The following is a 24,515-nucleotide window of genomic DNA, read 5'->3' as shown; positions in this document are numbered from 1 at the left end:
AACTTTCAACTTTCAACAAAAGTTGATGTAGGGTGGGCAGTGCATCAGACAGATCAGATCAGCTGGCAATCGGGTTGGTAGGCACTGCCCACCTAGATGTAGGGTGGGCGCACTGCCCACCTAGGATTAATAACGTTGAACTTTGAAGGTTAAACATTCAACATTCAACATTCAACATTCAACTTTCAACATTCAACTTTCAACTTTCAACTTTCAACTTTCAACATTCAACTTTCAACTTTCAACTTTCAACTTTCAACTTTCAACTTTCAACTTTCAACTTTCAACAAACGTTCAGACTGCCATGCCCCGTTCCATAGCGGGTCGCTGCTGCATTGTCTCGACCCAACGTTTGAGGTGGGGATGGTTATCTAGGGTGACTCCCAAATACTCATAGGCAGCTACCCAAGGATAGGTAGCTATGTCGGCAATAGAGTAATCTCCAACAATGAATTCCTGTTTTGCTAATTGCTGATCTAAGACACCAAACAGACGTAGGGTTTCTTTTTCATAGCGATCAATAGCATAGGGAATCTGTTCTGGGGCAAAGCGTCGGAAGTGACTAAGTTGACCAAACATTGGTCCAACGCTTGCCATCTGGAACATCAGCCATTCAATCACTTGTATTCTTGCTGCTGTATCGGTTGGCAATAACTTGCCTGTCTTTTCTGCTAAATAAATTAGGATTGCTCCTGACTCGAAAACTGTTATGCCAGTATCCTGGTCAATGATAGCAGGAATTTTACTATTGGGATTGATTGCTACATATTCGGGAGTAAACTGTTCTCCCTTTGCTATGTTAATTGTGTGAACGGTGTAGGGAAGTCCTACTTCTTCGAGCATGATAGCAGGTTTGCGTCCGTTAGGTGTGGAAAAGGTATATAGGTCAATCATGATTATTTGATCTCAATTTATCCCTGATTTTTTTTAAGTGCTTGGTAAGCATTCAGCTATCAGCTGTCAGCCGTCAGCTTATTTTATTCAAAAGCTGTTCCCTTAGCCTGGCCTACGGCCAATGGCACCTCAAGTAGCGCATAAGCTGATAGCTAATAGCACCTCAAGTAGCACCTCAAGTAGCGCATAAGCTGATAGCTGTTCGGGTAGCACCTCAAGTAGCGCATAAGCTGATAGCTGACGGCTGAATGCTTAGGTGCTTGCCACAATTGACTCCCTAAAGGTAAAAGGTAATGGGTAATTAGCTATTACCTTTTACCCGATAATCGTGATTACCTCCTTAAACAGAAATAAGATTAGTTAGGGCATTAATTTTGTCAACCAGAGTAGGTTTACGCACAAGACCTTCAAACCGTTCAACTACTTTACCTTGGTTGAAAAACAACAGGGAAGGAATTGCTTCAATGTGATAGTTGCTGGCTAGTTGCTCGTAGTCATCAACATTTAATTTGCCTACTTTGACAACTCCATCAAATTCTGTGGCTAATTCAGTGACGATTGGATTCATTACCCGACAAGGACCACACCATGGTGCCCAAAAATCTACTATGACTGGAATGGAACTGTTGAGCACTTCGGTTTCCAAGTTATCGTCATTTAGGGTAATATATTTGGCTGTTTCTGACATAGTTCAATTCCTCCTAAACTAGGAATGATTGTTGACTGTTGACTGAAATCTTGATGAATTCAGCATTATTGATTTCCTGGATGAAGACAGGCTTGTACTAAGTAGTTGGATATCAAGAATTGCTGCTGTGTTGTAAGCATTCAGCCGTCAGCTATCAGCTATCAGCTATCAGTCATTGGCCGTAAGCCAGGCTACTTGAGGTGCTAATGCGCTACAGATGGTGCTACTTGAGGTGCTTTTGAAGAAAACAGGTAAGCATTGGAATAATGCTGAGTTACTTCGGCTGACGGCTGACCTGAATGCTTACGATTTTTATTGAGCTACTTATACGGCTACAGCCAGGGTTTGTAATGCCCTGACAATCTCTTCTGGGTCAAGTCGCTTGGTGTAATCTAGGTCAACGAAGGCATGGGTGATGGTTCCATCGGAATTAATTACATAGGTGGCGGCAATGGGTAATTCAAAGGTTTCATCGCCGTTGTGGGCAGGTAAATCAATGCCAAAGCTTTGATAAACTGGTCGGAGTTCTTCTGGTACGGTGAAGACTAGACCAAACTCTTTGGCAATCTTATTCCCAACATCGCTTAGTACTTCAAAGGTTAGGTGGTTTTTCTCTGTAGTGGATAGGGAATTATCGGGAGTTTGAGGGGAAATAGCAACTAGGGTTGCACCTAATTTCTGAATTTCTGGTAAGAATTGCTGCAAGGCTCGTAATTCTAGGTTGCAGTAAGGACACCACTGACCCCGGTAGAAGGAAATTACTACGGCTCCGGTGGCTAGTAGGTGTTGCAATTCTACAGGTTTACCTACGGCATTAGGCAGGGTAAAGTTAGGGGCTTTGTCACCAACATTGAGGCTATTGTCTACAATGCCAGAATTAGCGAGGTCTTCCCCTGCTTTTGCCATGATGGCTTTGGCTTCTTCTGGTTGCTTAGCGCGAAGCTGGGTATTTAGGTTAATCAAGTCTTGGGTTAAGGTCATGATTTACTCCTGGTTAGTTAGTTTATTTGAACAATCGTTCCAATTAAGAGCAAAAAAAATTACTCTGTCAATTTACTCTGTCAATTTACTCTCTCAATCGAGAACGGAAAGTATGACCTTGACAATAGCTCTTAGGGTTTCTGGGTCTGGGTTGACCTTGGAGATAACCCGCAACCCTTGTATACTACTGGTGAAATATTGGGCTAATGCCTGAAGGTCATGGTTGGTTGTGAGTTCCCCTTGCTCGGTTGCGGTGGATAAGGCTTTTTTAAAGGCGTTTTCCACTGAGCGCAAATTAGCAGCAATCCGGGATTTAGTCTGTGGATCGTGGGGACAAAGTTCAACAGCGGTGTTGGTGAGCAAGCAGCCTCGATGGTCTTTATCGTCTACAGCCCCTTCGATCAGGTTGTAGAAAAAGTCGATAATGGCTTGCTTTGAGGCTGTGGGGGCTTCTAGGGATGCGATCGCATTTTTAACACAGGTATCATTGTAGTGAGCGATCGCAGCCAGGAATAGGGAACGTTTGTCACCAAAGGTGTCGTATAGACTGCCTCGGTTAATCCCCATGGTTTTGACCAAGTCCTGCATTGAGGTCCCTTCATAGCCATAAAGCCAAAAGGTTTCCATGGCTTTTTCTAGGACATCTTCTGGGTCAAAGGTTTTGTGCCTTGCCATCACCGTTGCTGAACTCGTATCTTTACTATAACAATTCTGGAACGATTGGTCAAGTAATCCAGTTGCTTCCCTGACACTGCTGGGATTTTGAGAAACGGTCAGTATGTCATAAATAAATGTAATAATTTGGATGTCAGTGCAGGAGTGGACTATTGAATAACCCAGGTCTTCCGGGCGAACCAGCAAACCTTTCTGAGGTAACAGAGGTACCAGTAGATGATATTCCCGAGGCAGTAAGGGATAGACAGGATATTAAACCCCGGTCTCGTTGGCAGGTCGCGTTACTAATTATTGGACTACTAGCAATAGGAGGAATTACCTTTAGCCTGATTCCAATGGAACCAACTCCTGAAGCTCAGTCCAAGTCTGGTGAAGCAACATCGAGTCAAAGTAATACAGAAGCTAGTTTACAGAATCCCCAAGCTAGTCTAAACAATACGGGGAATGATGGTGATAACATTCTGGGACACTTACCCTACTCTGAAGTCCTAAGCTCACAACTGCAACCAATTACCCGTGATGGCCGGATCAAACTGGAGGCTGCAGCAGCTCGGAAATACAAAGCAATGGCAGCAGCAGCAAGAAGACAGGGGGTAATCCTAGTGCCAATTTCCGGTTTCCGTTCGGTGGAACAGCAAAAGTACCTGTTTTTTCAAATAAAAGAAAAGCGAGGACAGGTGGCTAGTAAACGGGCTGAAGTAAGTGCTCCTCCTGGCTACAGTGAGCATCACACTGGTTATGCGATCGATATTGGGGATGGCATGACACCAGCTACTAACCTTAATCCTGAGTTTGAGAATACGGCAGCCTTTAAGTGGTTGGAAAAGAATGCGGCTTTCTACAGCTTTGAGTTGTCTTTTCCTAGAGACAATCCCCAAGGAATTAGTTATGAGCCTTGGCACTGGAGGTTTGTCGGAGATACCAAGAGCTTGGAAACGTTCTACAAAGGTAAGAAACCTACTCCTCCTCCTCTGCCACCGGAAACACCAAAGTTTGAGGATGAAGTATGAAGGTTGTCTGTCAGAATGAAGAATGAAGAATGAAGAATGAAGAATGAAGAATGAAGAATGAAGAATGAAGAATGAAGAATTAAGAATGAAGAATTAAGAATTAAGAATGAAGAATGGAGAATGGAGAATGGAGAATGGAGAATGGAGAATGGAGAATGGAGAATGGAGAATGGAGAATGGAGAATGGAGAATGGAAAATGGAGAATGGAGAATGGAGAATGGAGAATGGAGAATGGAGAATGGAGAATGGAGAATGGAGAATGGAGAATGGAGAATGGAGAATGGAGAATGAAGAATGTAGAATGTAGAATGTAGAATGTAGAATGTAGAATGCAGAATTCTAAATTCTTGATTCTAAATTCTAAATTCTAAATTCTAAATTCTAAATTCTAAATTCTTAATTCTAAATTCTAAATTCTTAATTCTAAATTCTAAATTCTAAATTCTAAATTCTAAATTCTTAATTCTAAATTCTAAATTCTAAATTCTAAATTCTAAATTCTTAATTCTTAATTCTAAATTCTAAATTCTAAATTCTTAATTCTTAATTCAAAAAGGTTGTTCGCGTAGCGTGGCCTTTTGGCCAAGGTTTAAATATGAAGGATGAAAGGCTTGGATACTTGGATGCACAGTAAAAATTGCAATTAATCATTGAAAAATTATCTCATGTTTATATAAACATTGAGCCAAAAAAAATGTTTATAACTAGTAGGTATATTACCTACTAGTTATCGGTTATCTGTTCCCTATTCCCTATTCCCTGTTCCCTGTTCCCTATTCCCTATTCCCTATTCCCTGTTACCTGTTACCTGTTCCCTATTCCCTACTATTTATAATTGTTACAACAAACATGATATAACTAACAATGAAGTAACAAGTAACCAAGGACAAATGCAACAAATTGCGCTGAATTTAATTGCTATTGGTGTTTTTGGCATGACCCTTTCGGTTTTGCTAGGACCACTGTTGAATATTTCTCCGGCAATCCCTGCGGTAACTACTTTTGGTGTCTTGAGTCTTGTTACCCTAGATGGCTTCAGCTTCCAAGGGAAAGGGTTAACGCTGCTGTTAGATGTATTGGCGAGTACGAATCCTGAACATCGCGGACGCATAATTCGCCATGAAGCGGGTCATTTTCTGGTGGCTTACTTACTTGGTATTCCAATCACTGGTTACACCTTAAGTGCTTGGGAAGCTTTAAAGCAGGGACAACTGGGTAATGGTGGTGTAACGTTTGATACTGAGGCACTATCGGCTAAGGCTTCTAGTATTCGGGAAATGCGATTAACCTTAGATCGATTTTGCACGGTTTGGATGGCAGGCATTGCTGCGGAAACTATAGTCTATGAGAGTGTTGAGGGCGGAGCAGAAGACTGCGAAAAACTCCGAGATGCTTTGGAAGGGTTAGGTTTTTCTGCTAGTGAGTACTCAGTGAAAGCACGATGGGCTGAGCGTCAAGCGACTAGTATGATTACTGAACACTGGGAATCTTATGAAGCACTGGTGGCTGCTATGGAAAAACGGGCATCTGTGGCAGAGTGCTATGAGGTAATTCAGTAACTATAGCGTTTTAGTTAGGGAGTCGGGAGTCGGGAGTCGGGAGTCGGGAATCGGGAATCGGGAGTCGGGAATCGGGAATCGGGAATCCGGAGTCGGGAAACAGAGGGGGGTGATCGGAGGTGATCGGAGGTGTGGAGAGAGGGTTAGTAACCAGTAAACAAAAGTATTACATAGTCTTCCAAACTCTACAATTATTTGTTAGACTATATTTATGGCACTAATACCACTCCGTAAGGCGGTCGAACTTACGGGACTTTCTAGGAACACTCTTCGGAAGTATGCAGACAATGGCACGATCAAATGCGAACGAACCCCAAGTGGTTACCGGCTCTTTGATACAGAAAGCCTGCTCAGCCTCGGAAAAAGGGAATCAAGACAGTTAGCAACCATCTGCTACTGCCGAGTCAGCAGCAGCAAACAAAAAGACGATCTTGCCAGACAAGTCGCCTACATGCATTCCCTCTTCCCGGAAGCGGAAATCGTCAAAGAAATTGGCTCAGGACTTAACTACAAAAGAAAAGGAATTCAAGCCATATTGGAACGACTTATGCGCGGAGATCAGCTCACAATTGTTGTTGCCTGTAGAGACAGACTTACCCGATTCGGGTTTGAACTCATTGAGTACTTGGTCAGTCTCAACGGTGGAAAAATCTTGGTTCTCGACAACCATGAAAGCTGTCCAGAATCAGAACTTACTGCAGATCTTCTCTCCATCATTCAAGTCTTCTCTTGCCGCGTTCACGGACTCCGAAAATACGGCCAAAAAATCAAAGAAGATTCGAGTGTTCCTAAACCCTGAACAACGATCAATCAATGGTTATTCAGTGGTTTGGAGTGTCCCGTTATGTATTCAACAAGACCGTTAAAATCCTAGATGGCGAAGTTAAAGCTAACTGGTTTGCCATTAAAACTGACATTTTGAATGACCTCCCGAGTGGTGCAAAGCAGTGCCTTATCAAATAAAATCTATAGCGATAAAGGATGCTTGTACCGCTGTTAGGGAGGCAAATAAAAAGTATAAGAAGACTGCGCAAATTAATCGGGTTAAGTTTAGGTCTCGCAAAAACCCCGTTCAATCTTGCTACATCCCTAAATCAGCTGTCTCAACTAAAGGGATTTACCATAAATTAGGCGAATTAACCTTTACTGAGACGCTCTCCGATAATATTTGTACCTAGTTCAGGAACTGGATCACAAGGCGGCCAGGTTTTTGGTTAACAATTTTGATGTGATTTTGCTTCCCACTTTCGAGGTAAGGATTCAGCTATCAGCTATCAGCTATCAGCTATCAGCTATCAGCTATCAGCTATCAGCTATCAGCTATCAGCTATCAGCTTTGGGCCAAGGCTCACGCTACGGTAATGGCTCAGGGCTGACGGCTGACCGCTGAACGCGCACGCGTGCGCGTAGCGCATAGGCTGAATGCTTACCTTTCGAGACGTCTCAGATGTCGAAGAAACAGAGCCGAAAACTTAGATCTAAAACGGTTCGTAATATGCTTTCTTTTGCTCACTATCGGTTTAAAGAGTTTTTGAAGCATAAAGCTGCCGAAAACGGAAAAGTAGTTGTCGATGTCTGCGAGGCGTATACCAGCCAAACTGTTAGCTGGACTGGCGAATTGGTCAATATTGGCGGTAGCAAAATCATCAAGTCAAAGATTGATGGCCAGGTGATGGATTGACCTTTGGTCACGCGGGGCGCGTTCGCGACATTAATGGCGCACGAGGAATATTCCTTCGTGCTTTGGCAGATACGCCCTGGCTCAGAGATTCGGCAAAGCCGACACTTCGTGAACAGCTTGCATTGGCGGGCTAAAGTCTATTTTGGTAGACTTTGGTAGCCAAAAAGTATCGGAATAGTTATTATAGTTATTAAGGTTTTTGAAAGATACTTAGCACAACGGGTCCGAGGAGATGGTGATGTCCTAAGCATGACAAACCGGCTACCTGGCCAAATTCTTCCCGTTGCTGTGGGCTATAGAAACGAATGCGGTTAGGGGAAATTGGTAAAGACTTTTTTCGCTCTCTAACAGTATAGTCTACTAGGTAATAATGTCCTTTGGGTTCCAGTACCCGACTAACTTCTGAGAAAACTTGTTGAGGATTGAGGTAGTTTGACACTCCCCGCCCTAGAAGGACGGGGATTCTTTGCTCAACGACCCGTCTTGCTCAACCAGACCGGAGTCAGGAAGAGTAGAGGACAGATCTCCCAAAGCGTTCAGATCATGGATCCTAGTTCCGGTGTGCCCCACCGTACTTAAGGCTCTCTTAAGAATGTTGATGGCTGCATTGTGGTCTCTGTCTAATTGACAACCACATTTGCAGGTATGAGTTCGAGTTGACAAAGATTTTGTGACAACTTCACCACACTGGGAACAATTCTGGCTGGTATAAGCAGGATTAACTGCAACCGTTATCCGACCAAACTTAGTACCAAAATGTTCCAACCATTTTCTGAATTGATACCAACCTGCATCATTAATAGACTTGGCGAGACAGTGATTTTTCACCAAATTCCTAACTCTTAGATCTTCGTAGGCGACCAGGTCGTTAGACCAGATTACGCAACGTGCCAGTCTTTTGGCATGTTCTTCACGTTGTCTACTTATTCTAAGATGCTGCCTACCTAGTCTATCAATGGCTTTCTTTCGGTTAGCAGAGCCTTTCTTTCTTCGGGATACTCGGCGTTGATAAAACTTCAGCCGCTTTTCACCCGTTCGATAAAATCTGGGATTTGGTTCGGTATTTCCATCGGAATCGGTATAAAAGTCTTTGAGTCCTACATCCAGTCCAATGGTTTTCCCTGTTGACTCCAATTCCTCATTGACATCAACCGAAACACAAAACTGGACATAGTACCCATCAGCCCGACAGACAATCCTAACCCTCTTTATTTGCTTCTTTTCGAAGCGCCATAAGTCCCATGTCCCTTTGAGCTTGAGCTTCCCAATTTCCTTCTTGTCAGTGAAAGTGATTGACTTTTTATCCGGGGACAACTTCCACCCAGATTGCTTATATTCAACCGACCTGCCACGCTTTTGGAACTTAGGAAAGCCCTTTTTGCCAGGTACTTTCTTCTTGCAGTTGTCGTAGAAACGAGCGATTGATGACCATGCTCTCTCGGAGGCGGCCTGGCGAGCGCTAGAGTTCAATTCATTGGCAAAAGGGAACTGTTTAGCCAAGACTTTACAATACTTGCTGAGGTCGTATTTCCCGGTGCCCTTATTGTCTAGCCAAAGACGAATACAGCTATTTCGGATAAATTTAACAGTCCGAATAGCCTCGTCGATTGCAGAATATTGGGTTTTTTTGCCGTATGCCTTGAACTCTAAAATTATCATTGACCTTTGGTCACGCTACGCGAACGAACTCGACCTACTCCGATAGTATTTGATAATACCACATCTGGCGACAATTGCCAGGATAGATCTAAAAAAAAAAGCCGTCCTATAAGGACGGGGCGCGATTACCCAAATTTTTGTAAAATACTGTGGTGAAAAGGATGTCGTAGTTTGGTGCCCACAGATCAAAGAACTTTTCTTTTGTGCTAAAAAAATTACTACTCATTATCAAGGTTGAAGGTTGTTTGGTTGAAGGTTGAAGGTTGTTTGGTTGAAGGTTGAAGGTTGTTTGGTTGAAGGTTGTTTGGTTGTTTGGTTGTTCGCGTAGCGTGGCCGAAAGGCCAAGGATTAATGGCAATTGATTGTTATAGCAGTTTTGATATTAATCAGGTACAGAGATTTTTTTACCTTTTCTCTGTTGCCTATTGCCTGTTGCCTATTGCCTATTGCCTATTGCCTATTGCCATTGCCTATTGCCTGTTGCCTGTTGCCTGTTGCCTGTTGCCTGTTTAATAATTAATCAAAAAATTATTCTTGATTAAGTTTAAAATTTACCCCCTCGTAAATATCTTGAAAAGAAACGCTTAACTCTAAGGAATTTAGAGAAATAACGGAATTTTCTGATTCATACTCAGTGAACTGCCATTGATTGGTAGCAGTTTTTATATATTGCAGTAGACGATACTCACTTTGTTCGATTAGAATATATTCTTTGAATTCTGAGATGGAACGATAGTATAAAAACTTATCACCTTGGTCATAGTTTTTAGTATAGTTTGATAAAACTTCGACAATTAACATCGGGTTCATTACTGTAGTTGTTCCCTTACCTGTGTAAACCGGTTCGCCCTGAATCACCATAACATCTGGATAGGTATACTGACGGTAACGAGGTATCCACAAACGCACATCACCAATGTAAACTTTGTACTGTTTTCCCTTTAACCCAAGTTTGAAAAGGGTAGCAATATTAAGGGCAATTTGATTATGATTGGTAGTAACACCAGTCATTGGTATAATTTATCCATCCCGATATTCACTCTTGTATTCTGCTGTTTATTCTAGTTTTAAATAGTCTTCTGGAGAATAATAGTTTGGTTCAGCTTTTAGTTGCATCGGTATTTAAAATTTTCCTTTGTTATTATGTTTAGCGTAAGTATAATTATTAGTTCTTAATCATCGGATTGCCTATTGCCTATTGCCTATTGCCTATTGCCTATTGCCTATTGCCTATTGCCTATTGCCTATTGCCTATTGCCTATTGCCTATTGCCTATTGCCTATTGCCTATTGCCTATTGCCTATTGCCTATTGCCTGAAGCAAGCTAAGTAATTAGCGCCAAATCTTGATAGTGTTATCGAAACTACCACTGGCAAGAGTTCTGTTATTCGGACCAAAAGCAAGAGCATGAATAGCGTCTAAATGACCGTTGAGAGTGCCAATTTCTTGAGTTGTATCAACATCCCATAGCTTTATAGTAGTATCTGCACTACCACTAGCGAGGATTTTGCCACTACGGTCAAATGCGATCGCATAAACACAACCATTATGTCCGTTGAGGGTGGTAATTTCCTGGGCAGTGCCAATATCCCAAAGCTTGATAGTACCGTCAGCACTAGCACTGGCTAGGGTCTGTCCATTGGGAGTGAACGCGATCGCAAGCACGTCGTCTAAATGCCCTTCAAAGGTGTGAATTTCCTGACCACTTAAGGAACCCCACAGCTTGATGGTAGCGTCAGCACTACCACTGGCAAGGATTTTTCCATCTGGCCTAAAGACTACTGAATGAATCAATGATGAATGTCCTGTCAGAGTAGTGAGCCGCTTAAGGGTACGAACATCCCAAAGCTTAATAGTGCGATCGCTACTGCCACTGGCAAGGTGGTATCCTTGGGGGTGAAAGGCAATGGAATTGACCTCACCGGAATGCCCTGTGAAGGTGAAAATCTCTTTACCATTACGGACATTCCAGAGTTTGATGGTCTCGTCAGCGCTACCACTAGCAACAGTCTTTCCCTGAGGACTAAATGCTACAGCACGTACTTCAGCGGAATGCTTAGAAAACCAACCTCCAAAGGTAAGGATTTCCCAGGCTGTTTTCAACTCCCATAACTTGATAGTTTTGTCCCTACACCCACTGGCTAGGGTACGTCCATCAGGGCTAAAGGCTACAGAATAAATTTCATCGGAATGACCGTTGAGAGTGGTTGCTGCAAAAACGATAATCCTGGGATTACCTCTTGGTGGCCGAGAGTTGCTTGTTACATTAGTTTTACCAGTTTTACCAGCTTTACCAGTTTTACCAGTGGATTGGGGAGTTAGTTGATTACGGCGGAATGGCTCCCAGGTAAGACCAGCTTCCGTTTCTTGGGTGATTCCTAAATCGTCCATCACTGCGATCGCGGATTGATACCTGAGCTTGATGGAACTCTGAATCATTTTGTCGAGAATCCGACTCAATTGTCTACTGACGGGATTATGAACCAAAAAATCCCGCCAGACAAAGCCATTTTCCATCGGATCGTATAAATTAAATGGCTGAGTTTGGGTCAACAAATGAATGCAGGTGACCCCTAAACTATAGATGTCACTGGCAAATACTGCTTTACCAAAGATTTGTTCGGGAGCCGCATAACCAGCACTACCAATAGTTGTGCCAGTTTTGGCTAAGGTAGTGGCTGTGGCATACTTGGCAGCACCAAAATCTACCAGTACCAGGTCTGGGGGAGTGATAACCCCCTGCCTAGCACTGGGGCGGAGGATACCACGACGAATGATATTCTCTGGCTTGATATCCCGATGAATCACCTTACCTTGGTGGATAAAGTGCACCACTGGTAACAACTGACTCAGGAGTCTACGAATCTGACTTTCTCGGAATGGTTCAGTTGCTGCCAACTCTTGAGCTAAATTTTGCCCATGGATAAATTCCTGGACAATGTACCAGTGATGATCTTGTTGAAAATGGGCGAAGAGTTCAGGAATCTGGGGATGTTTGCCCAACTGTTCCAAGCGCAAGGCTTCCTGGTGAAATAATCGAGCAGCTCTGGTAGGATGATTGTTACCTTGATTGTTACCTTGATTGTTACCTTGATTGCTACCTTGGGGGTAAAATTGCTTAATCACACAGTAGGATTTAGACGCTTTTCCCTCGTCGATGGCCAAAAGCGTTCTGCCAAAGCCTCCTGCTGCAATCAGCTTAATAGGGCGGTATTGCTGTCCTAACAAGAGTTTAGTGCCGCAAGTTTGGCAAAACTTGTTGCCATCAGGATTGTAAGGCTTAGGGCAGTTGGGATTGAGACAGTAGCTCACACAAACAGCTGGTTAGATTACTTAAATCCAAGGGTAGGGTGGGTTAGGCGGCGAATACTCTAAAAGCTCACCTTTTAACAGAGCTATCCGCCGTAACCCACCAATAACAGTCTCTCATAACCCAGAAATAGGCTTAAAATTCCGTAATCGCAACGCATTAGTTACCACAGATACTGAACTAAATGCCATGGCTGCACCAGCAATAATGGGATTGAGTAACCAGCCAAAGATCGGGAATAACACACCAGCCGCAATCGGAATTCCTAATACATTGTAGATAAAGGCAAAAAAGAGGTTAGTGCGAATAGTGTGGAAGGTAGCACGACTTAGTTGAATGGCTGTAATGATACCTTGTAAATCTCCCGAAATTAGGGTAAGGTCAGAGGCTGCGATCGCAACATCAGTACCTGTACCAATGGCAATCCCCACGTCTGCTTGAGCCAGAGCTGGGGCATCATTAATCCCATCCCCTACCATTGCTAAAATTTTGCCTTCTTTTTGGAGAGTAGAGATGATGCTAGCTTTTTGATCAGGTCGGACTTGAGCAAATACCCGATGGATGCCAACCTCGTTTGCGATCGCATCAGCAGTTTGTTGATTATCTCCCGTTAGCATTACTACCTCTAACCCCAATCGCTTCAAGGCTTTCACCACCTCAGCTGAAGCAGGTTTGAGGGCATCAGCAATACCCAAAATACCCTCAACTTTACCATCAACTGCGATCCAAACTACCGTCTTACGGCTCGCCTCCCAATCCCCCTGATAATCTCCTAAAGACCGATCCGGTTGCACTGTCACATCTGTTTCAATGCCTAATTCTTCCATCCATCGTTTTGTCCCAATCTGTACTAATCTCTTGCCCTTACAGCAGTTTTCAGATGAATTGACCTCACTACCACCAGCTGCAAGCCCCCTAAATCCCCCAATTCTGGGGGACTTTAACTCAATTTCCCCCCAGAATTGGGGGGCTAGGGGGGCGAAACTTGCTGTAAGCCCACCTCCCGCCGCTTCGGAAGAGAAGAGGGAATGATCGTGATCAACAATTGCCTGTACCCCACTGCCAGCAACAGCAGTAAAATTCTCTGGTGTTGGTAATTGCAATCCTATTCCCTGAGATTGGGCATAGCGCACTACTGCTTCAGCTAAGGGATGTTCGGAATGACTTTCCACTATTGCCGCTAGTTGCAGCAAGTTGATTTCATTGCTGCCGGTGAACCTGCCCAGTTCTGACGAGGAGTCATAGATGCTTCCAACTGTAATAAAATCCGTTACCATCGGTTTCCCTTCCGTTAGGGTTCCGGTTTTATCTAGCACGATAGTTTGCAGTTGATGAATCAATTCCAGACTCTCGGCATTTTTAATTAAAATCCCGTTTTCTGCCCCTTTACCGGTCCCTACCATCACTGCGGTTGGAGTAGCTAGACCTAAAGCACAGGGACAAGCAATGACTAACACTGCCACCATATTAATCATTGCTAGGGTAGGATTTCCCGTGGTCATCCACCAAACCCCAAAGGTGACCATTGCGATCGCAATCACTACCGGCACAAACCAACCTGTCACCTGATCCGCTAAGGTTTCAATCGGTGCTTTAGACCCTTGAGCCTGGTGTACTAACTTAACAATCTGTGCCAGTACGGTATCTTTCCCTACCCGAGTCGCCTGGAATTGGAAGCTACCAGTTTTATTAATGGTTGCTCCAATGACTTCATCCCCCGACTGTTTCTTGACCGCAACACTTTCTCCTGTGACCATGGCTTCATCCACAGTAGAAGCTCCTTCTATAACTATGCCGTCTACCGGAATAGTTTCTCCTGGACGCACTAAGACCACATCCCCAACTTCCACCTGAGCCAAGGGAATATCCTGGGCTTGACCATGGCGAATCACACGAGCGGTTTTAGCTTGTAATCCCATCAACTTACGAATTGCTTGAGATGTCTGTCCTTTAGCCCGGTGTTCCAGCAATCGCCCTAGCAAAATCAGGGTAATCACTACAGCAGTGGTTTCATAGTAAACAGGGAGAGTTACCCCTTGGGGTAGGAAAGATTTCAAAACAACCGGGGGCAACACCGTGGGAAACAGAGAATAGACATAGGCAGCACTAGTCCCAAGGGTGACTAGAGTATTCATATCTGCTGTTTTGTGTTTCCAGGCTTTCCATGCTCCAGTCAAAAAGGACTGTCCACACCAAAACAGAACAGGTGTGGTTAAGACCAGCTGTAGCCAAGGGTGATGTAACCAAGATGGAATCCACGGAATAGATAATCCTGTCATCATCGGTAGTGAACCAATCACTAATACAGTACTAAGCACAGCACCGACAATGAATTTTCGTTTTAGGTCAAGGGTTTCCGCTTGACGTTGCGATTCGAGATCATCAGGCTGATCACTGATATCCTCGATCAGGAAAGCTTGGTAGCCAGCATCACTCACTGTCTGTTGAATTAGTTTGGTTAGTTGCTGGTTAGTTTTTTGGGGGTTAGTTTCCTCGGTATTGTAGGTAATACTAGCTTCTTCTGTACCAAAATTGACCCTGCACTCTACCACACCTGGAACGGCTTGAATCACGGTTTCAATGCGTCTGGCGCAACCAGCGCAGCTCATTCCTTGTAAACGAAAGTTTTGTTGTTTCATGATTTCCTTTAACCCTACGGTTAAAGGATAAACTCTCTAGTATAGTGGAGAGTCAAGGGGATGAGTGTTAGTGCTTAGTGAGGGAACAGGGAACAGGGAACAGCGATGCAGCGCGGTCTTGGGGGTTTCCCCCACTCGCTATTGCATCAAGACGGGAACAGGGAATATGACATCAAAAATTCTTACAATTCATTGAGGTATAGCACTACGAATTAAGGTGTTTGAGATTGATAAAAGCAGCAAAAGTTGACTAAAAAAACTTTTTTTTGCATATTGCCTATTACCTCTTGCCTTGTCCATAGCTCTATACCCTATCGGAAGCTGAGTTTACTGTGTCTTATTTCCTCCAATCAATTCACGAGCACGCAGTTTTACGAGAACTTTGATTCGCCGCTTGAATTCTTCAAAATCCTCTGCACTCATGTCTGTTTTCTGCCATGGTTCCCGTTGCATCAATCTTTTAAACCACTGATCCATGTTAGGATAATCAGTAAGATTAATCTCTAACTTCGGCAATAAGGATATTGCTGCTCCAGCAACGATATCTCCTAAGGTTAACTGGTCCGAACCAAAGTAAGGGCTATTTCCTAGCAAGTCTGATAAAAATTTGAGTACTGTATCTAGCTTCCTCTTGGCTAGTTTAAATTGTGGTGAATCTTCCTTTTGACAGATTAGTTGAACTACTGGGGAAAATAGCTCATTAGCAGTCAACAATTGTACCATGCGTACCTTGGCTAATGCCTCTGGTGAAGTTGGCAGCAGCGCAGGTGTGGGGTATTTGGCTTCCAAGTAGTCCATAATTGCCAAGGATTCTACTAACCGCAAGCCGTTATCCTCCAGAACGGGAATGTGATGAAAGGGGTTAATTTCTAAAAACTCTGGTTGAAATTGATCGCCATCTAATTTAAGTAATACTGTTTCAAAGGTAAGGTTTTTTTCTAGTAAAGTTAGCCAGACACGACGAACATTGGGCGAGAGGGTATTGTAGTAGAATTTGAGCATCGATTATTTATCCCGAAGTTTACCTTTGAAGTTTAGCTTAAGTTGATCGAAAAAAAGGATTGCGCTTGCTTCTTAAAAGTCAGGTTATTTCTGAAACTTCAGGGTCTGTGAAATCAAAAAGTTAGCTAGTTACGGCTTCAAACTAATGGTGCGTTACGGCTTCGCCTAACGCACCCTACGAGATCTACAATATCAAATGATTGACCTTTGGCCACGCTAAAAGCGATTGACCTTTGGTCACGCTACGCGATCGAGCTTATAACGAACCGAAAAGATAATTACCAGGAGAATCTGGGTCATCACTTTTGTGAAATTGTTCAAGCAAGTCTTTAAACTGATCCTTAGACAAGGTGTTACCTGCTTTTAGATTTAGCTTAGAGCAAGCAATCTCTAATTCTTCATCGCTAACTCCCCAGGCTTTGATAAAATTAGAAAATTATTCAGGACTTATAACACCATCCCCATTCTGATCAAACAGCTCGAAAACTGCATCAGCTTCTTTTTTCACAGTCTCGTACATTTCGTTGCTGCTAATGCGAGTATAACCATGTTCGAGCCACTCATCTAAACTAATTTCACCATTATTGTTTTTATCTACATCTTTTTGGAGATGATCCCAATCAGCCATGACTTCGGCATACATCTTGTCATAACCAGCTGATCCCGGCTGAAGATTATGTAACTTAGCCACTGTCTGTGCTTTAATCTCAAAGTCTTCTTTGGTTACAACACCATCATTATTATTATCATAAATATTAAACAAATGCGTCCATTTCTTAGTTTGAAATTCAGTAAGCATGTTGGCTAATCTCCATCAATAAAAAAGTAAGATTTGACTGGTGCAATTCACCAAGGTAGCTTCAAGGCTAGGTAAATTCCTACTACACAACAGCATTGCTACTGTTCAGCATAAAGAACTTCTAAACCTTTAGCTGACAAAACTATACTACCATAGTCTCGTTAATTTTTTGCCTTCACAAAATAATCTTTGTACTACATGGATTCCATTACCACTTGAGTTCGACTTCAGCAAATTCATGGACAATAGGTCACTGAGGACTTACAGCCATTTAGCTTAATGCTTACGATGTTTTCTGGGCCCCACCGCCATATAAATACTTACTATTAGGTGCTTTATTTCGTTTCTATAGTTATCATTCGGTGCAATTCAGAATAATACTTAATCGTTTGTTCATTCCATTCCATCATCTTCCATTCAACTGGCTGCTGGTTCAATCCATTGAGGAAAGAAGGGAACCTGGGGGGGCGACGAAATAGCCTGAAAAGCTTTAAATGTAAAGCTTTGACCATTTTGTGGTAAAAAAAAATAGGTCCCTTATTTGCAACAAGACCTACCAATTGAAAATGTTACCTGCATTTTACCAAAACCACTTAAAAAGTCAACTTAATAAGTCAGAATACTTATTCATTCTAATTCTGCTTAGTCTCCTACAGACAATTAAAAAAGTAAATTTATAAAAATTAGCAAATGCTCTATCAATTCCCATAAAATTTGAAAGTCGTAGAAAAAGAATACAACGATTTTTATCATTGCCTAATCTGACGATTGAAAAAATTTGGTTCCCAATTGTTGAAACCTGGTTATCAACATACTTTACAACTGAAGAATTAATTTATGTAGCGATAGACCGCACAAATTGGAGTCGCATAAATTTCCTCATGATCAGTATAGTTTGGGATAAAAGAACCTTTCCTATATATTTTGAATTACTTCCCAAATTAGGGTCTAGCAATATTAATGAACAGAAAACTGCCCTATCTTCAGTGATGCCACTTTTAAAAAATTATAAAGTTTGTCTCTTAGGGGATAGAGAATTTTGCTCACTCAAGCTGGCGCAGCATCTCCAGTCGTTGGGTGTATATTTCTGCTTACGTCTTAAGAAGAACGAATTTATCGAAGTGAAAAATGATTTTTGGATTCAATTAAATAATTTAGGCTTAACACCAGGATTATCTTTGTTTATCCAAGGAGTTAAAGTGACCAAGACCCGTGGGTTTATAAGTTTTAATGTCGCTTGTAAGTGGCAACGTAAACTCAAGGGAATAGCCCCAAAAGAAGCCTGGTTTATTCTGACAAATCTTGAGAGCTTAGAGTTGGCGATTTCAGCTTATAAAAAAAGATTTGATATCGAGGAAATGTTTAGAGATTTTAAGACAGGTGGTTATAATATAGAGGAGACTAAGGTTGAGGGTAAACGACTTATTTCTCTAGTGTTATTAATTGCGATAGCTTACACTTCCTCAACAATTCAAGGTCAGCATATTAAACGTCAAGGAATACAAAACTATGTGGCTCGTGTCAAAGAATCTCGTCGTAGGGAACGCAGACATAGCAGTTTTTACGTTGGTTTATATAGCCAAACTTGGGTCAATCTCAAGGATGTTTGTCTAGAATTAGTAACCGAATTAATGAAATTAAATCCTAATAAACGAAAGTATTATCAACGAGGTCTAAGGGCTAGATTACTTATAGAGTCTGCGTTTTAGCTTATTTCGTCGCCCCCTCAGGAAGGGAACACTATCGGCTCCTCAAATGTAGTTGAGTATAAGAATTTGAAATCATCATGATACATCCTCTGAGTAACTTTGTTTTCACGATCGACCAAACAGAAAGTCCTTTTAGCTCCTAAGTCATCAATATATTTACCCAAAGCTGCTAATAGTAATGGTGTGGCTCGCCTGTAGTGTCTGAGAATTATGCTGTATGTATTGATATCGACTGACGGAATATTGTCCTGAAAAACGTAATGTTCACCATTGGGTCTTTGCCCCATTTCAAAAGGTAATCTACTCGACTTTGTTCTATCGTTAATTCGTGATGTTATTACTATTTCATTGTATTTGATGACAAAAAAATAGGTTCCTAATAAATGATATTCATCGTCAATCTGATTGCTAAATCCCTCATATCCTGCTTTTTTTAAGTGCATTTTATGCACTTCGCGAACCTGTTCAGTCCAATGTTTAGTCTGGTCATTAACAGCCATGACATAAACAAGGTATCCATCTTTTTCGAGATTTAAATATGGAGCCAAAAGTTTTTTATCTGAATACCATAAATCACCGGAAGTTTTCCTAGAGAGGCTATGGTCAGCTTTCGACATTGAATTGATCATAAGTGAAACTAAAATCTTCAGTGTTGGATCACTCCATGGCAATGGTGAGGCAAGACTAGCCATTTTTAAGCACACAAACTACATTGTATTACCACATCAAGTCTAAATAACCTGAGATTTAAGCTTAACTTAAGAAAGTGATGAGATAGCACTAAGCATTAAGGTGTTTGACATTGATACAAGCAGCAAAAGGTGCGACCCGTAGCGAATTTAATTCTTAATGGATCAAGGGCACCTTTGCCTCTTGCATGCATGCCTCTTGCCTTTCCTGTAGCCCTATATCAGCCTTTGGCCTGTGGCTAAGCTACGGGAATAGCTTTTGAATAAAATAAGCTGATGGCTGACGGCTGAATGCTTACACTCTACGGCTAAAATTAACCTTAAGTCCATCCCGGGGATGGGGAGTTGGAATCACCACCATTTCTAAATCTTGATCTGGCACTAATTTCCAGTCATAATCCCGGAGCAATTGAGCCGCGAAAATCTTCATTTCTAATTTGGCAAACTCCCTGCCTAAACATTCCCGTAAACCACCTCCAAAGGGGATATATCCAAAGGTTTTTTGTTTATCTTCTGTCCTATCTCGGCCAAACCGATCTGGGTCAAAGCGTTGATGATCTTGATAAATTTCCTGATTTTTGTGGGTTTCGGTAATTTGGCACAGTACAGTCCAACCTTGAGGAATCAAGTAACCGTTAAATTCAAAAGACTGAATAACCTTCCGAAACAGACCACTAACCGGAGGAAGTATGCGCAGCACTTCTTTGAGCACTTGCTCTAGATAGGTCATCTGCTTGAGATGTTCCATGGTTAGGGGTTCTGAACCAGAAAACTGCTGTTGTTCAGCACGGAGATGGGCAACAACATCTGGATGCTGCGCTGTCAACAGACAAAAGGATGCGATCGCAGAGGTTAAGGTTTCGTGACCTGCCCACAACAACAGAAGCACTTGGTCTTTGATTTCATCCAAACTCAAGGAATTCCCCTGGTCATCCTCGGCTTTTAACAATAATCCTAAGGCGTCCTCTCCGGGATTTTTCTGTTGCTGTCGCTGTTGGACAATGGTTTCGATATAGGTCAGCAATCCTTGACGAGCACGCAAGGCTTTACCAAACCTTGTCCAAGGTAGAGAGAGCGGGATACTGAACACTCCCTCAGAAAAGTTATTAAATAGTTGAGCCAGAGGGGTTTCGGAACCTCCATCAGTTCCCATCAGCAAGGTACTAGCGATCTCAAAGGTATAGTCCTGCAGTTGAGGATACCAGGTTAAAGTTCCCATCTGTTCCCATTTCTGGAGATAATTGCTAGTAATGTTGGCCATGGTGGGAATATAACTAGCTAATGCTCTCGGTTGAAACGCCTGGGACATTAACTTACGGCGCTTTTGGTGGAAAACTCCCGTTTGGTTGGCCAGTGAGGCGGCTCCAAGTAAGATTTGCGTGCTTTTGGGCCAGATAGAAGCAACATACTGATTTTCATTCGTAAACAGAAATTGATTCGCTTCTGCAGTATTCATCGTCACCGCAGGACTACCAAAAATGTGGGTTTTGTAGATGCGCCCATACTTTTCTGACCGCTTTTTGTGGAAATTTCGATCCGTTAAAAAGCTGATCGTCTCACCGATAATGGGTAAACAGACGTTACCAGGGGGCAATGGAAGCGAACGCATATCTTGAGTAGTGGTTTCCATGGGAATAAGCAAGCTGCAGGGTCAAGACCTATTATCTCTTGCCTGATCCAGGGTAAACCCATGTTATTTTGAAATCCCTACTGGATATGATTATTAATTTTGAAATCTTTTCTGAGTAACTTGGTTACCAATTCGTTTAGGTAGAAACGTTCTAAGTTAGTCAAAAGACACAACAACAAAAATGCAATACTTCATATCGGAGTAGCCCGCAACCGTAGACCAAGTGCCTGTATTACCTTGAGAACAGTGGCTAACTCTGGATTACCTTCCATCAACAACGCCTGATCAAGACTCTCATGTCCTAGACCCGTTTCACTAGCAATTTGTGTCATTCCTTTGGAACGAGCAATATCTCCTAGAGCCGCCACCACCAAGGCAGGATCGCCATCTTCAAGAGCAGCTTCGAGATAGGCCGCCATATCTTCTTTGGTCTCTAGATGTTCTGCCACATCCCAGGGATGGGTTTTGATGTTGGTCATGACGATCTCTTATACCAAAGGGAACAGGGAACAGCAGATCTGGGAACAGGGAGTAGGGAGTAGGGAGTAGGGAATATGGCATCAAAATTCTCTCAATTCCTACACGGATTGCTATCTAACTCTTGTGCTAGATCTAGGGCGTGTCATCAAATAAATGTCAATCCAGTTTAAAATAGATAAATTCTTGGCGAGTTGAGTAATCTCAGGAGTGCTAAAATGACGCGCCGCTATGCTTTGCGGAATGACCAGTGGGAACGCATCTCTCGACTTACTACCAGGACGAAAAGAAACGGTCGGAGTGACGGCTAAAGATAATCGATTGTTTGTCGAAGCCGTGCTGTATCGCTACCGAGCTGGCATTCCCTGGCGGGACTTACCTGAAAGATTTGGTGATTTTCGAGTAGTTCATACCCGATGAACGCCGATGGGCAAAGCGTGGAGTGTGGCAAAGGGTGTTTGAAGTATTAGCCAATGATGCTGACAACGAATACGCGATGATAGACTCAACTATTGTGCGTGCCCACCAGCATAGTGCTGGGGCAAAGGGGGGGATGCCGCTAGCGAAGCGATTGGTCGCAGTAAAGGTGGACTGAGTACCAAGATTCATACCTTGGTGGATGCCCATTGGCTACCGATCGGCTTTCACCTAACTCCTGGACAAGCCTGTGACCTTGATGGAGCCGATGTCCTACTCAACGAGCTTGCTGCTGATACACTCCTTGCCGACAAGGGATACGATGCTGATGAGCGCGTGATTGAACGACTTAAACAACAAGGTAAAACGGCAGTTATTCAGCCCTTGTGCAACCGTACTGTTAAGCGTGAGTATGATCGATACTTATACCAAGCACGACATCTAATTGAAAACTTCTTTGCCCAACTCAAGCAATATCGAGCGATTGCCACACGCGATTGATTTACGGGCAATAAACTTTCTAGGAGCAATTTATCTGGCTGCTACCGTTATCTGGCTTAATTGATGACACGCCCTAGGGCTGTCTTGATTTGACACTCCCCACGGTTATAAACCGGGGGATTCTTGGTTCATAGACCCATCTTGCTCAACCAGGCCGGAACCAGGAAGAGTAGAGGACAGATCTCCCCAAGCGTTTTGATAAGTTCCGGTGTGCCCCACCGTACTCAAGGCTCTCGTTAAGATGTTTTTGGCAGCGTTGTGGTCGCGATCTAATTGGCACCCACACTTACAGGTATGGGTTCTAGTTGATAACGACTTCTTGACCACTTCGCCACAATTAGAACAGTTTTGACTTGTATAAGCAGGATTTACTGCGACAGTTATCCTGCCAAACTTTTGGCCAAAATATTCTAACCATTCTCGAAATTGGTACCAACCTGCATCATTGATAGATTTGGCAAGACAGTGGTTTTTACCCAGGTTCTTAACTCTTAGATCTTGCCTTACGGCACGCTGCGCGAACGTAGGCGACCAAGTCGTTAGACCGGATTACGCAACGTGCCAGTCTCAAGGCATGTTCTTTACGTTGCCTACTTATTCTAAGATGAGTCCTACCTAGCCTATTAACTGCTTTCTTTCGGTTAGCAGAGCCTTTCTTTTTTCGGGAAACCCGACGTTGATAAAATTTTAAACGTTTTTCACCTTTTCTATAAAATCTAGGGTTAGGTTCGGAGTACCCATCAGAGTCTGTATAGAATTCTTTTAGTCCGACGTCTAAGCCAATGGTAAAACCAGTAGCTTCTAACTGCTGGGAATTATCTACTTTAAGGCAAAACTGGACATAGTACCCATCGGCTCTTTGAACAATCCGAACCCTCTTGATCAGTTTCTGGTCGAATCCCCATAAGTCCCAGGTGCCCTTGAGTTTGACCTTCCCAATCCCCTTCTTGTCAGTAAAATTGATAAACTTCTTATCTGGGGATAACTTCCATCCAGATTGCTTGTATTCCACTGACCTAGAATGTTTCTTAAAGCGAGGATAACCCTTTTTGCCAGGGACTTTCTTCTTGCAGTTATCAAAGAAACGCTTGATAGCGCGTTCTACGTTCTCAACAGAAGCTTGACAAGCATGACTGTTGAGGTCTTTAACAAACTTGAATTCCTCTCTTAATTGAGTGTTGTAGCGATAGAGTTCTTTCTTCCCTGTACTACTATTGTCCATCCAGTACCGAAGTACCTTATTGCGGACAAAGCGAGCCGTTCTAATGGCTTCATTTATTGCCAACTTTTGATTCTCTTTTAGTACAGCCTTGAACTCCATAACCAACACTTAAAATTACCTCCTTCGGATTAATGTATTACTTGCTATTATAGTCGATATCTTGAAGCAAAAGTTCTGATCGCTGTTAGGGAATAAATTCCTGTTCGGGCTAACCCCATGGATAGAATCCAGGGGCTTGCGCCCTCAGGTTTTTCGGTCACCACTCCTGACGCAAAACTCCTCAATCATGGAGTTATACACCAGAATTATTCATCAAGGTGCTGCCTAATTTCTTCGATGGAGATACCTGCACCAGGTTTGACATTAGCGGAACGTTCATCAAGAAAATTCATCAGTTCCAGATTCTGACGAGTTAGTATAATTTCCTCCTCAAAATCTTCTTCATCACCAATATCAAACACTTGAGCATTGATATTTTCCTCAACTGTGACGACTGGCCTATCCATTGTTTTATAAACAAAAATTAACTGACCTTCCGCACTTTAAATTGTAGTACGAAAGAACACAGAAAGGGTGAGCCCTACCAAGATAAATGAGTAAAAATACTTATCAAGCCTGAGTTTGAGGTTATGTCCAACTCAGGTAATCAGTTATACTACACTAGGTACAATCAAGCTAACCCTGGAAACGACACCTTTGCTTGCCCACACCGGACATTCTCACCAACAACCATAGCTAAACAAACCCCAAGACCAGCAACTACGCCATCACCATCAAACCAGCTTGATCTAGAATCGGTATCAGTACCAATAACTCCTGCTGTGGCAACCGCTACAGTTTTGGAAACAGCAACAGTGGATAGTAAAACCTTAACTACCAGATCTGAAATTACCAGTCCACCCGTGGGATTGGGAGAATTCATCTTACGATTACTGGTAGTAGAGCCACTTGTGCTGGCTTGAATCAAGCAAT

At 42.7% G+C, this 24,515-nt stretch carries 23 protein-coding genes and 4 pseudogenes; 10 read left to right on the top strand and 17 right to left on the bottom strand.

The window, feature by feature from the left end:
• Nucleotides 1–294: 294 nt before the first annotated feature.
• The 4 genes from F6J90_RS16555 to F6J90_RS16540 form a co-directional block, all read right to left on the bottom strand.
• Nucleotides 295–894 carry a glutathione binding-like protein gene (locus F6J90_RS16555; RefSeq protein WP_293095613.1) on the bottom strand — a complete coding sequence of 200 codons (600 nt, stop codon included), beginning with the start codon at nt 892–894 and terminating at the stop codon, nt 295–297.
• Between the two features lie 340 nt (nt 895–1,234).
• Nucleotides 1,235–1,582 (bottom strand): thioredoxin, encoded by a 348-nt coding sequence (gene trxA / locus F6J90_RS16550; protein WP_293095611.1) that lies wholly within the window; start codon nt 1,580–1,582, stop codon nt 1,235–1,237.
• A 324-nt stretch (nt 1,583–1,906) separates the two neighbouring features.
• Nucleotides 1,907–2,563: a peroxiredoxin-like family protein gene (locus F6J90_RS16545; protein WP_293095608.1), complete on the bottom strand. Its 657-nt coding sequence runs from the start codon at nt 2,561–2,563 to the stop codon at nt 1,907–1,909.
• A 93-nt stretch (nt 2,564–2,656) separates the two neighbouring features.
• Nucleotides 2,657–3,424 (bottom strand): TetR/AcrR family transcriptional regulator, encoded by a 768-nt coding sequence (locus F6J90_RS16540; RefSeq protein WP_293095606.1) that lies wholly within the window; start codon nt 3,422–3,424, stop codon nt 2,657–2,659.
• Between F6J90_RS16540 and F6J90_RS16535 the strand changes: the two genes are divergently transcribed.
• The 5 genes and pseudogenes from F6J90_RS16535 to F6J90_RS16515 form a co-directional block, all read left to right on the top strand.
• A complete protein-coding gene (locus tag F6J90_RS16535) occupies nt 3,391–4,248 on the top strand; it encodes a M15 family metallopeptidase (RefSeq protein ID WP_293095604.1) in 858 nt (285 codons plus the stop codon). The two genes, F6J90_RS16540 and F6J90_RS16535, sit on opposite strands and share 34 nt — an antisense overlap.
• A gap of 106 nt (nt 4,249–4,354) precedes the next feature.
• Nucleotides 4,355–4,540, top strand: coding sequence for a hypothetical protein (locus F6J90_RS16530; RefSeq protein ID WP_293095602.1), 186 nt, complete (start codon nt 4,355–4,357; stop codon nt 4,538–4,540).
• A gap of 599 nt (nt 4,541–5,139) precedes the next feature.
• Nucleotides 5,140–5,808 carry an ATP-dependent Zn protease gene (locus tag F6J90_RS16525; protein WP_293065924.1) on the top strand — a complete coding sequence of 223 codons (669 nt, stop codon included), beginning with the start codon at nt 5,140–5,142 and terminating at the stop codon, nt 5,806–5,808.
• Nucleotides 5,809–6,019: 211 nt separating this feature from the next.
• On the top strand, nt 6,020–6,607 hold the full coding sequence (locus F6J90_RS16520; RefSeq protein ID WP_293095599.1) for an IS607 family transposase: 588 nt from the start codon (nt 6,020–6,022) through the stop codon (nt 6,605–6,607).
• Nucleotides 6,608–7,234: 627 nt separating this feature from the next.
• Nucleotides 7,235–7,623 (top strand): annotated as a pseudogene (locus tag F6J90_RS16515) (zinc ribbon domain-containing protein); the annotation flags it as partial.
• 56 nt (nt 7,624–7,679) lie between these two features.
• Here the strand turns inward: F6J90_RS16515 and F6J90_RS16510 are convergent.
• The 3 genes from F6J90_RS16510 to F6J90_RS16500 form a co-directional block, all read right to left on the bottom strand.
• A complete protein-coding gene (locus F6J90_RS16510) occupies nt 7,680–7,928 on the bottom strand; it encodes a hypothetical protein (RefSeq protein WP_293095597.1) in 249 nt (82 codons plus the stop codon).
• 8 nt (nt 7,929–7,936) lie between these two features.
• Entirely contained in the window at nt 7,937–9,148 is a 1,212-nt protein-coding gene (locus F6J90_RS16505) for a transposase (protein ID WP_293095594.1), read from the bottom strand.
• 106 nt (nt 9,149–9,254) lie between these two features.
• The gene (locus F6J90_RS16500) at nt 9,255–9,506 is read right to left on the bottom strand and encodes a hypothetical protein (protein ID WP_293095592.1); all 252 of its coding nucleotides are present in this window, start codon (nt 9,504–9,506) and stop codon (nt 9,255–9,257) included.
• On the opposite strand from F6J90_RS16500, the gene F6J90_RS16495 reads away from it, so the two are divergent.
• A complete protein-coding gene (locus F6J90_RS16495; RefSeq protein WP_293095590.1) occupies nt 9,500–9,661 on the top strand; it encodes a hypothetical protein in 162 nt (53 codons plus the stop codon). The two genes, F6J90_RS16500 and F6J90_RS16495, sit on opposite strands and share 7 nt — an antisense overlap.
• Nucleotides 9,662–9,676: 15 nt before the next feature.
• Here F6J90_RS16495 and F6J90_RS16490 read toward each other — a convergent pair whose 3' ends face one another.
• Nucleotides 9,677–10,159 carry a Uma2 family endonuclease gene (locus tag F6J90_RS16490; RefSeq protein WP_366513771.1) on the bottom strand — a complete coding sequence of 161 codons (483 nt, stop codon included), beginning with the start codon at nt 10,157–10,159 and terminating at the stop codon, nt 9,677–9,679.
• A 180-nt stretch (nt 10,160–10,339) separates the two neighbouring features.
• Between F6J90_RS16490 and F6J90_RS16485 the strand changes: the two genes are divergently transcribed.
• Nucleotides 10,340–10,480: a hypothetical protein gene (locus F6J90_RS16485; RefSeq protein ID WP_293095587.1), complete on the top strand. Its 141-nt coding sequence runs from the start codon at nt 10,340–10,342 to the stop codon at nt 10,478–10,480.
• On the opposite strand, the gene F6J90_RS16480 is transcribed toward F6J90_RS16485, so the two are convergent.
• From F6J90_RS16480 to F6J90_RS16465, 4 genes are all read right to left on the bottom strand, one after another.
• Nucleotides 10,481–12,460, bottom strand: a complete 1,980-nt coding sequence (locus F6J90_RS16480; RefSeq protein WP_293095585.1) for a WD40 repeat domain-containing serine/threonine-protein kinase — start codon at nt 12,458–12,460, stop codon at nt 10,481–10,483.
• Between the two features lie 114 nt (nt 12,461–12,574).
• Nucleotides 12,575–15,097: a heavy metal translocating P-type ATPase gene (locus tag F6J90_RS16475; protein ID WP_293095583.1), complete on the bottom strand. Its 2,523-nt coding sequence runs from the start codon at nt 15,095–15,097 to the stop codon at nt 12,575–12,577.
• A 327-nt stretch (nt 15,098–15,424) separates the two neighbouring features.
• Nucleotides 15,425–16,099 carry a glutathione S-transferase family protein gene (locus F6J90_RS16470; protein ID WP_293095581.1) on the bottom strand — a complete coding sequence of 225 codons (675 nt, stop codon included), beginning with the start codon at nt 16,097–16,099 and terminating at the stop codon, nt 15,425–15,427.
• 436 nt (nt 16,100–16,535) lie between these two features.
• Nucleotides 16,536–16,898 (bottom strand): EF-hand domain-containing protein, encoded by a 363-nt coding sequence (locus tag F6J90_RS16465; protein ID WP_293095579.1) that lies wholly within the window; start codon nt 16,896–16,898, stop codon nt 16,536–16,538.
• Between the two features lie 566 nt (nt 16,899–17,464).
• Here F6J90_RS16465 and F6J90_RS16460 point away from each other — a divergent pair.
• Nucleotides 17,465–18,607 (top strand): annotated as a pseudogene (locus tag F6J90_RS16460) (IS4 family transposase).
• A 17-nt stretch (nt 18,608–18,624) separates the two neighbouring features.
• On the opposite strand, the gene F6J90_RS16455 reads toward F6J90_RS16460, so the two are convergent.
• The 3 genes from F6J90_RS16455 to F6J90_RS16445 all read right to left on the bottom strand — a co-directional run bounded on the left by F6J90_RS16455 (nt 18,625) and on the right by F6J90_RS16445 (nt 21,405).
• A complete protein-coding gene (locus F6J90_RS16455; protein ID WP_293095577.1) occupies nt 18,625–19,299 on the bottom strand; it encodes a hypothetical protein in 675 nt (224 codons plus the stop codon).
• A 292-nt stretch (nt 19,300–19,591) separates the two neighbouring features.
• Nucleotides 19,592–20,926, bottom strand: coding sequence for a cytochrome P450 (locus F6J90_RS16450; protein WP_293095574.1), 1,335 nt, complete (start codon nt 20,924–20,926; stop codon nt 19,592–19,594).
• A 191-nt stretch (nt 20,927–21,117) separates the two neighbouring features.
• Nucleotides 21,118–21,405 (bottom strand): addiction module antidote protein, encoded by a 288-nt coding sequence (locus tag F6J90_RS16445; RefSeq protein WP_293095572.1) that lies wholly within the window; start codon nt 21,403–21,405, stop codon nt 21,118–21,120.
• A 216-nt stretch (nt 21,406–21,621) separates the two neighbouring features.
• Between F6J90_RS16445 and F6J90_RS16440 the strand changes: the two are divergent.
• Nucleotides 21,622–22,385, top strand: a pseudogene (locus tag F6J90_RS16440) (IS5 family transposase).
• A 41-nt stretch (nt 22,386–22,426) separates the two neighbouring features.
• Here F6J90_RS16440 and F6J90_RS16435 read toward each other — a convergent pair.
• Together F6J90_RS16435 and F6J90_RS16430 are read right to left on the bottom strand one after the other, a co-directional pair.
• Nucleotides 22,427–23,651, bottom strand: a pseudogene (locus F6J90_RS16435) (transposase).
• Nucleotides 23,652–23,848: 197 nt separating this feature from the next.
• Entirely contained in the window at nt 23,849–24,049 is a 201-nt protein-coding gene (locus F6J90_RS16430) for a hypothetical protein (protein ID WP_293095569.1), read from the bottom strand.
• Nucleotides 24,050–24,172: 123 nt separating this feature from the next.
• On the opposite strand from F6J90_RS16430, the gene F6J90_RS16425 reads away from it, so the two are divergent.
• On the top strand, nt 24,173–24,505 hold the full coding sequence (locus F6J90_RS16425) for a hypothetical protein (RefSeq protein WP_293095567.1): 333 nt from the start codon (nt 24,173–24,175) through the stop codon (nt 24,503–24,505).
• Nucleotides 24,506–24,515 lie beyond the last annotated feature (10 nt).

Source organism: Moorena sp. SIOASIH, assembly GCF_010671925.1.
Lineage (GTDB): Bacteria > Cyanobacteriota > Cyanobacteriia > Cyanobacteriales > Coleofasciculaceae > Moorena.
This window is presented reverse-complemented; position numbering and strand designations above follow the sequence as displayed.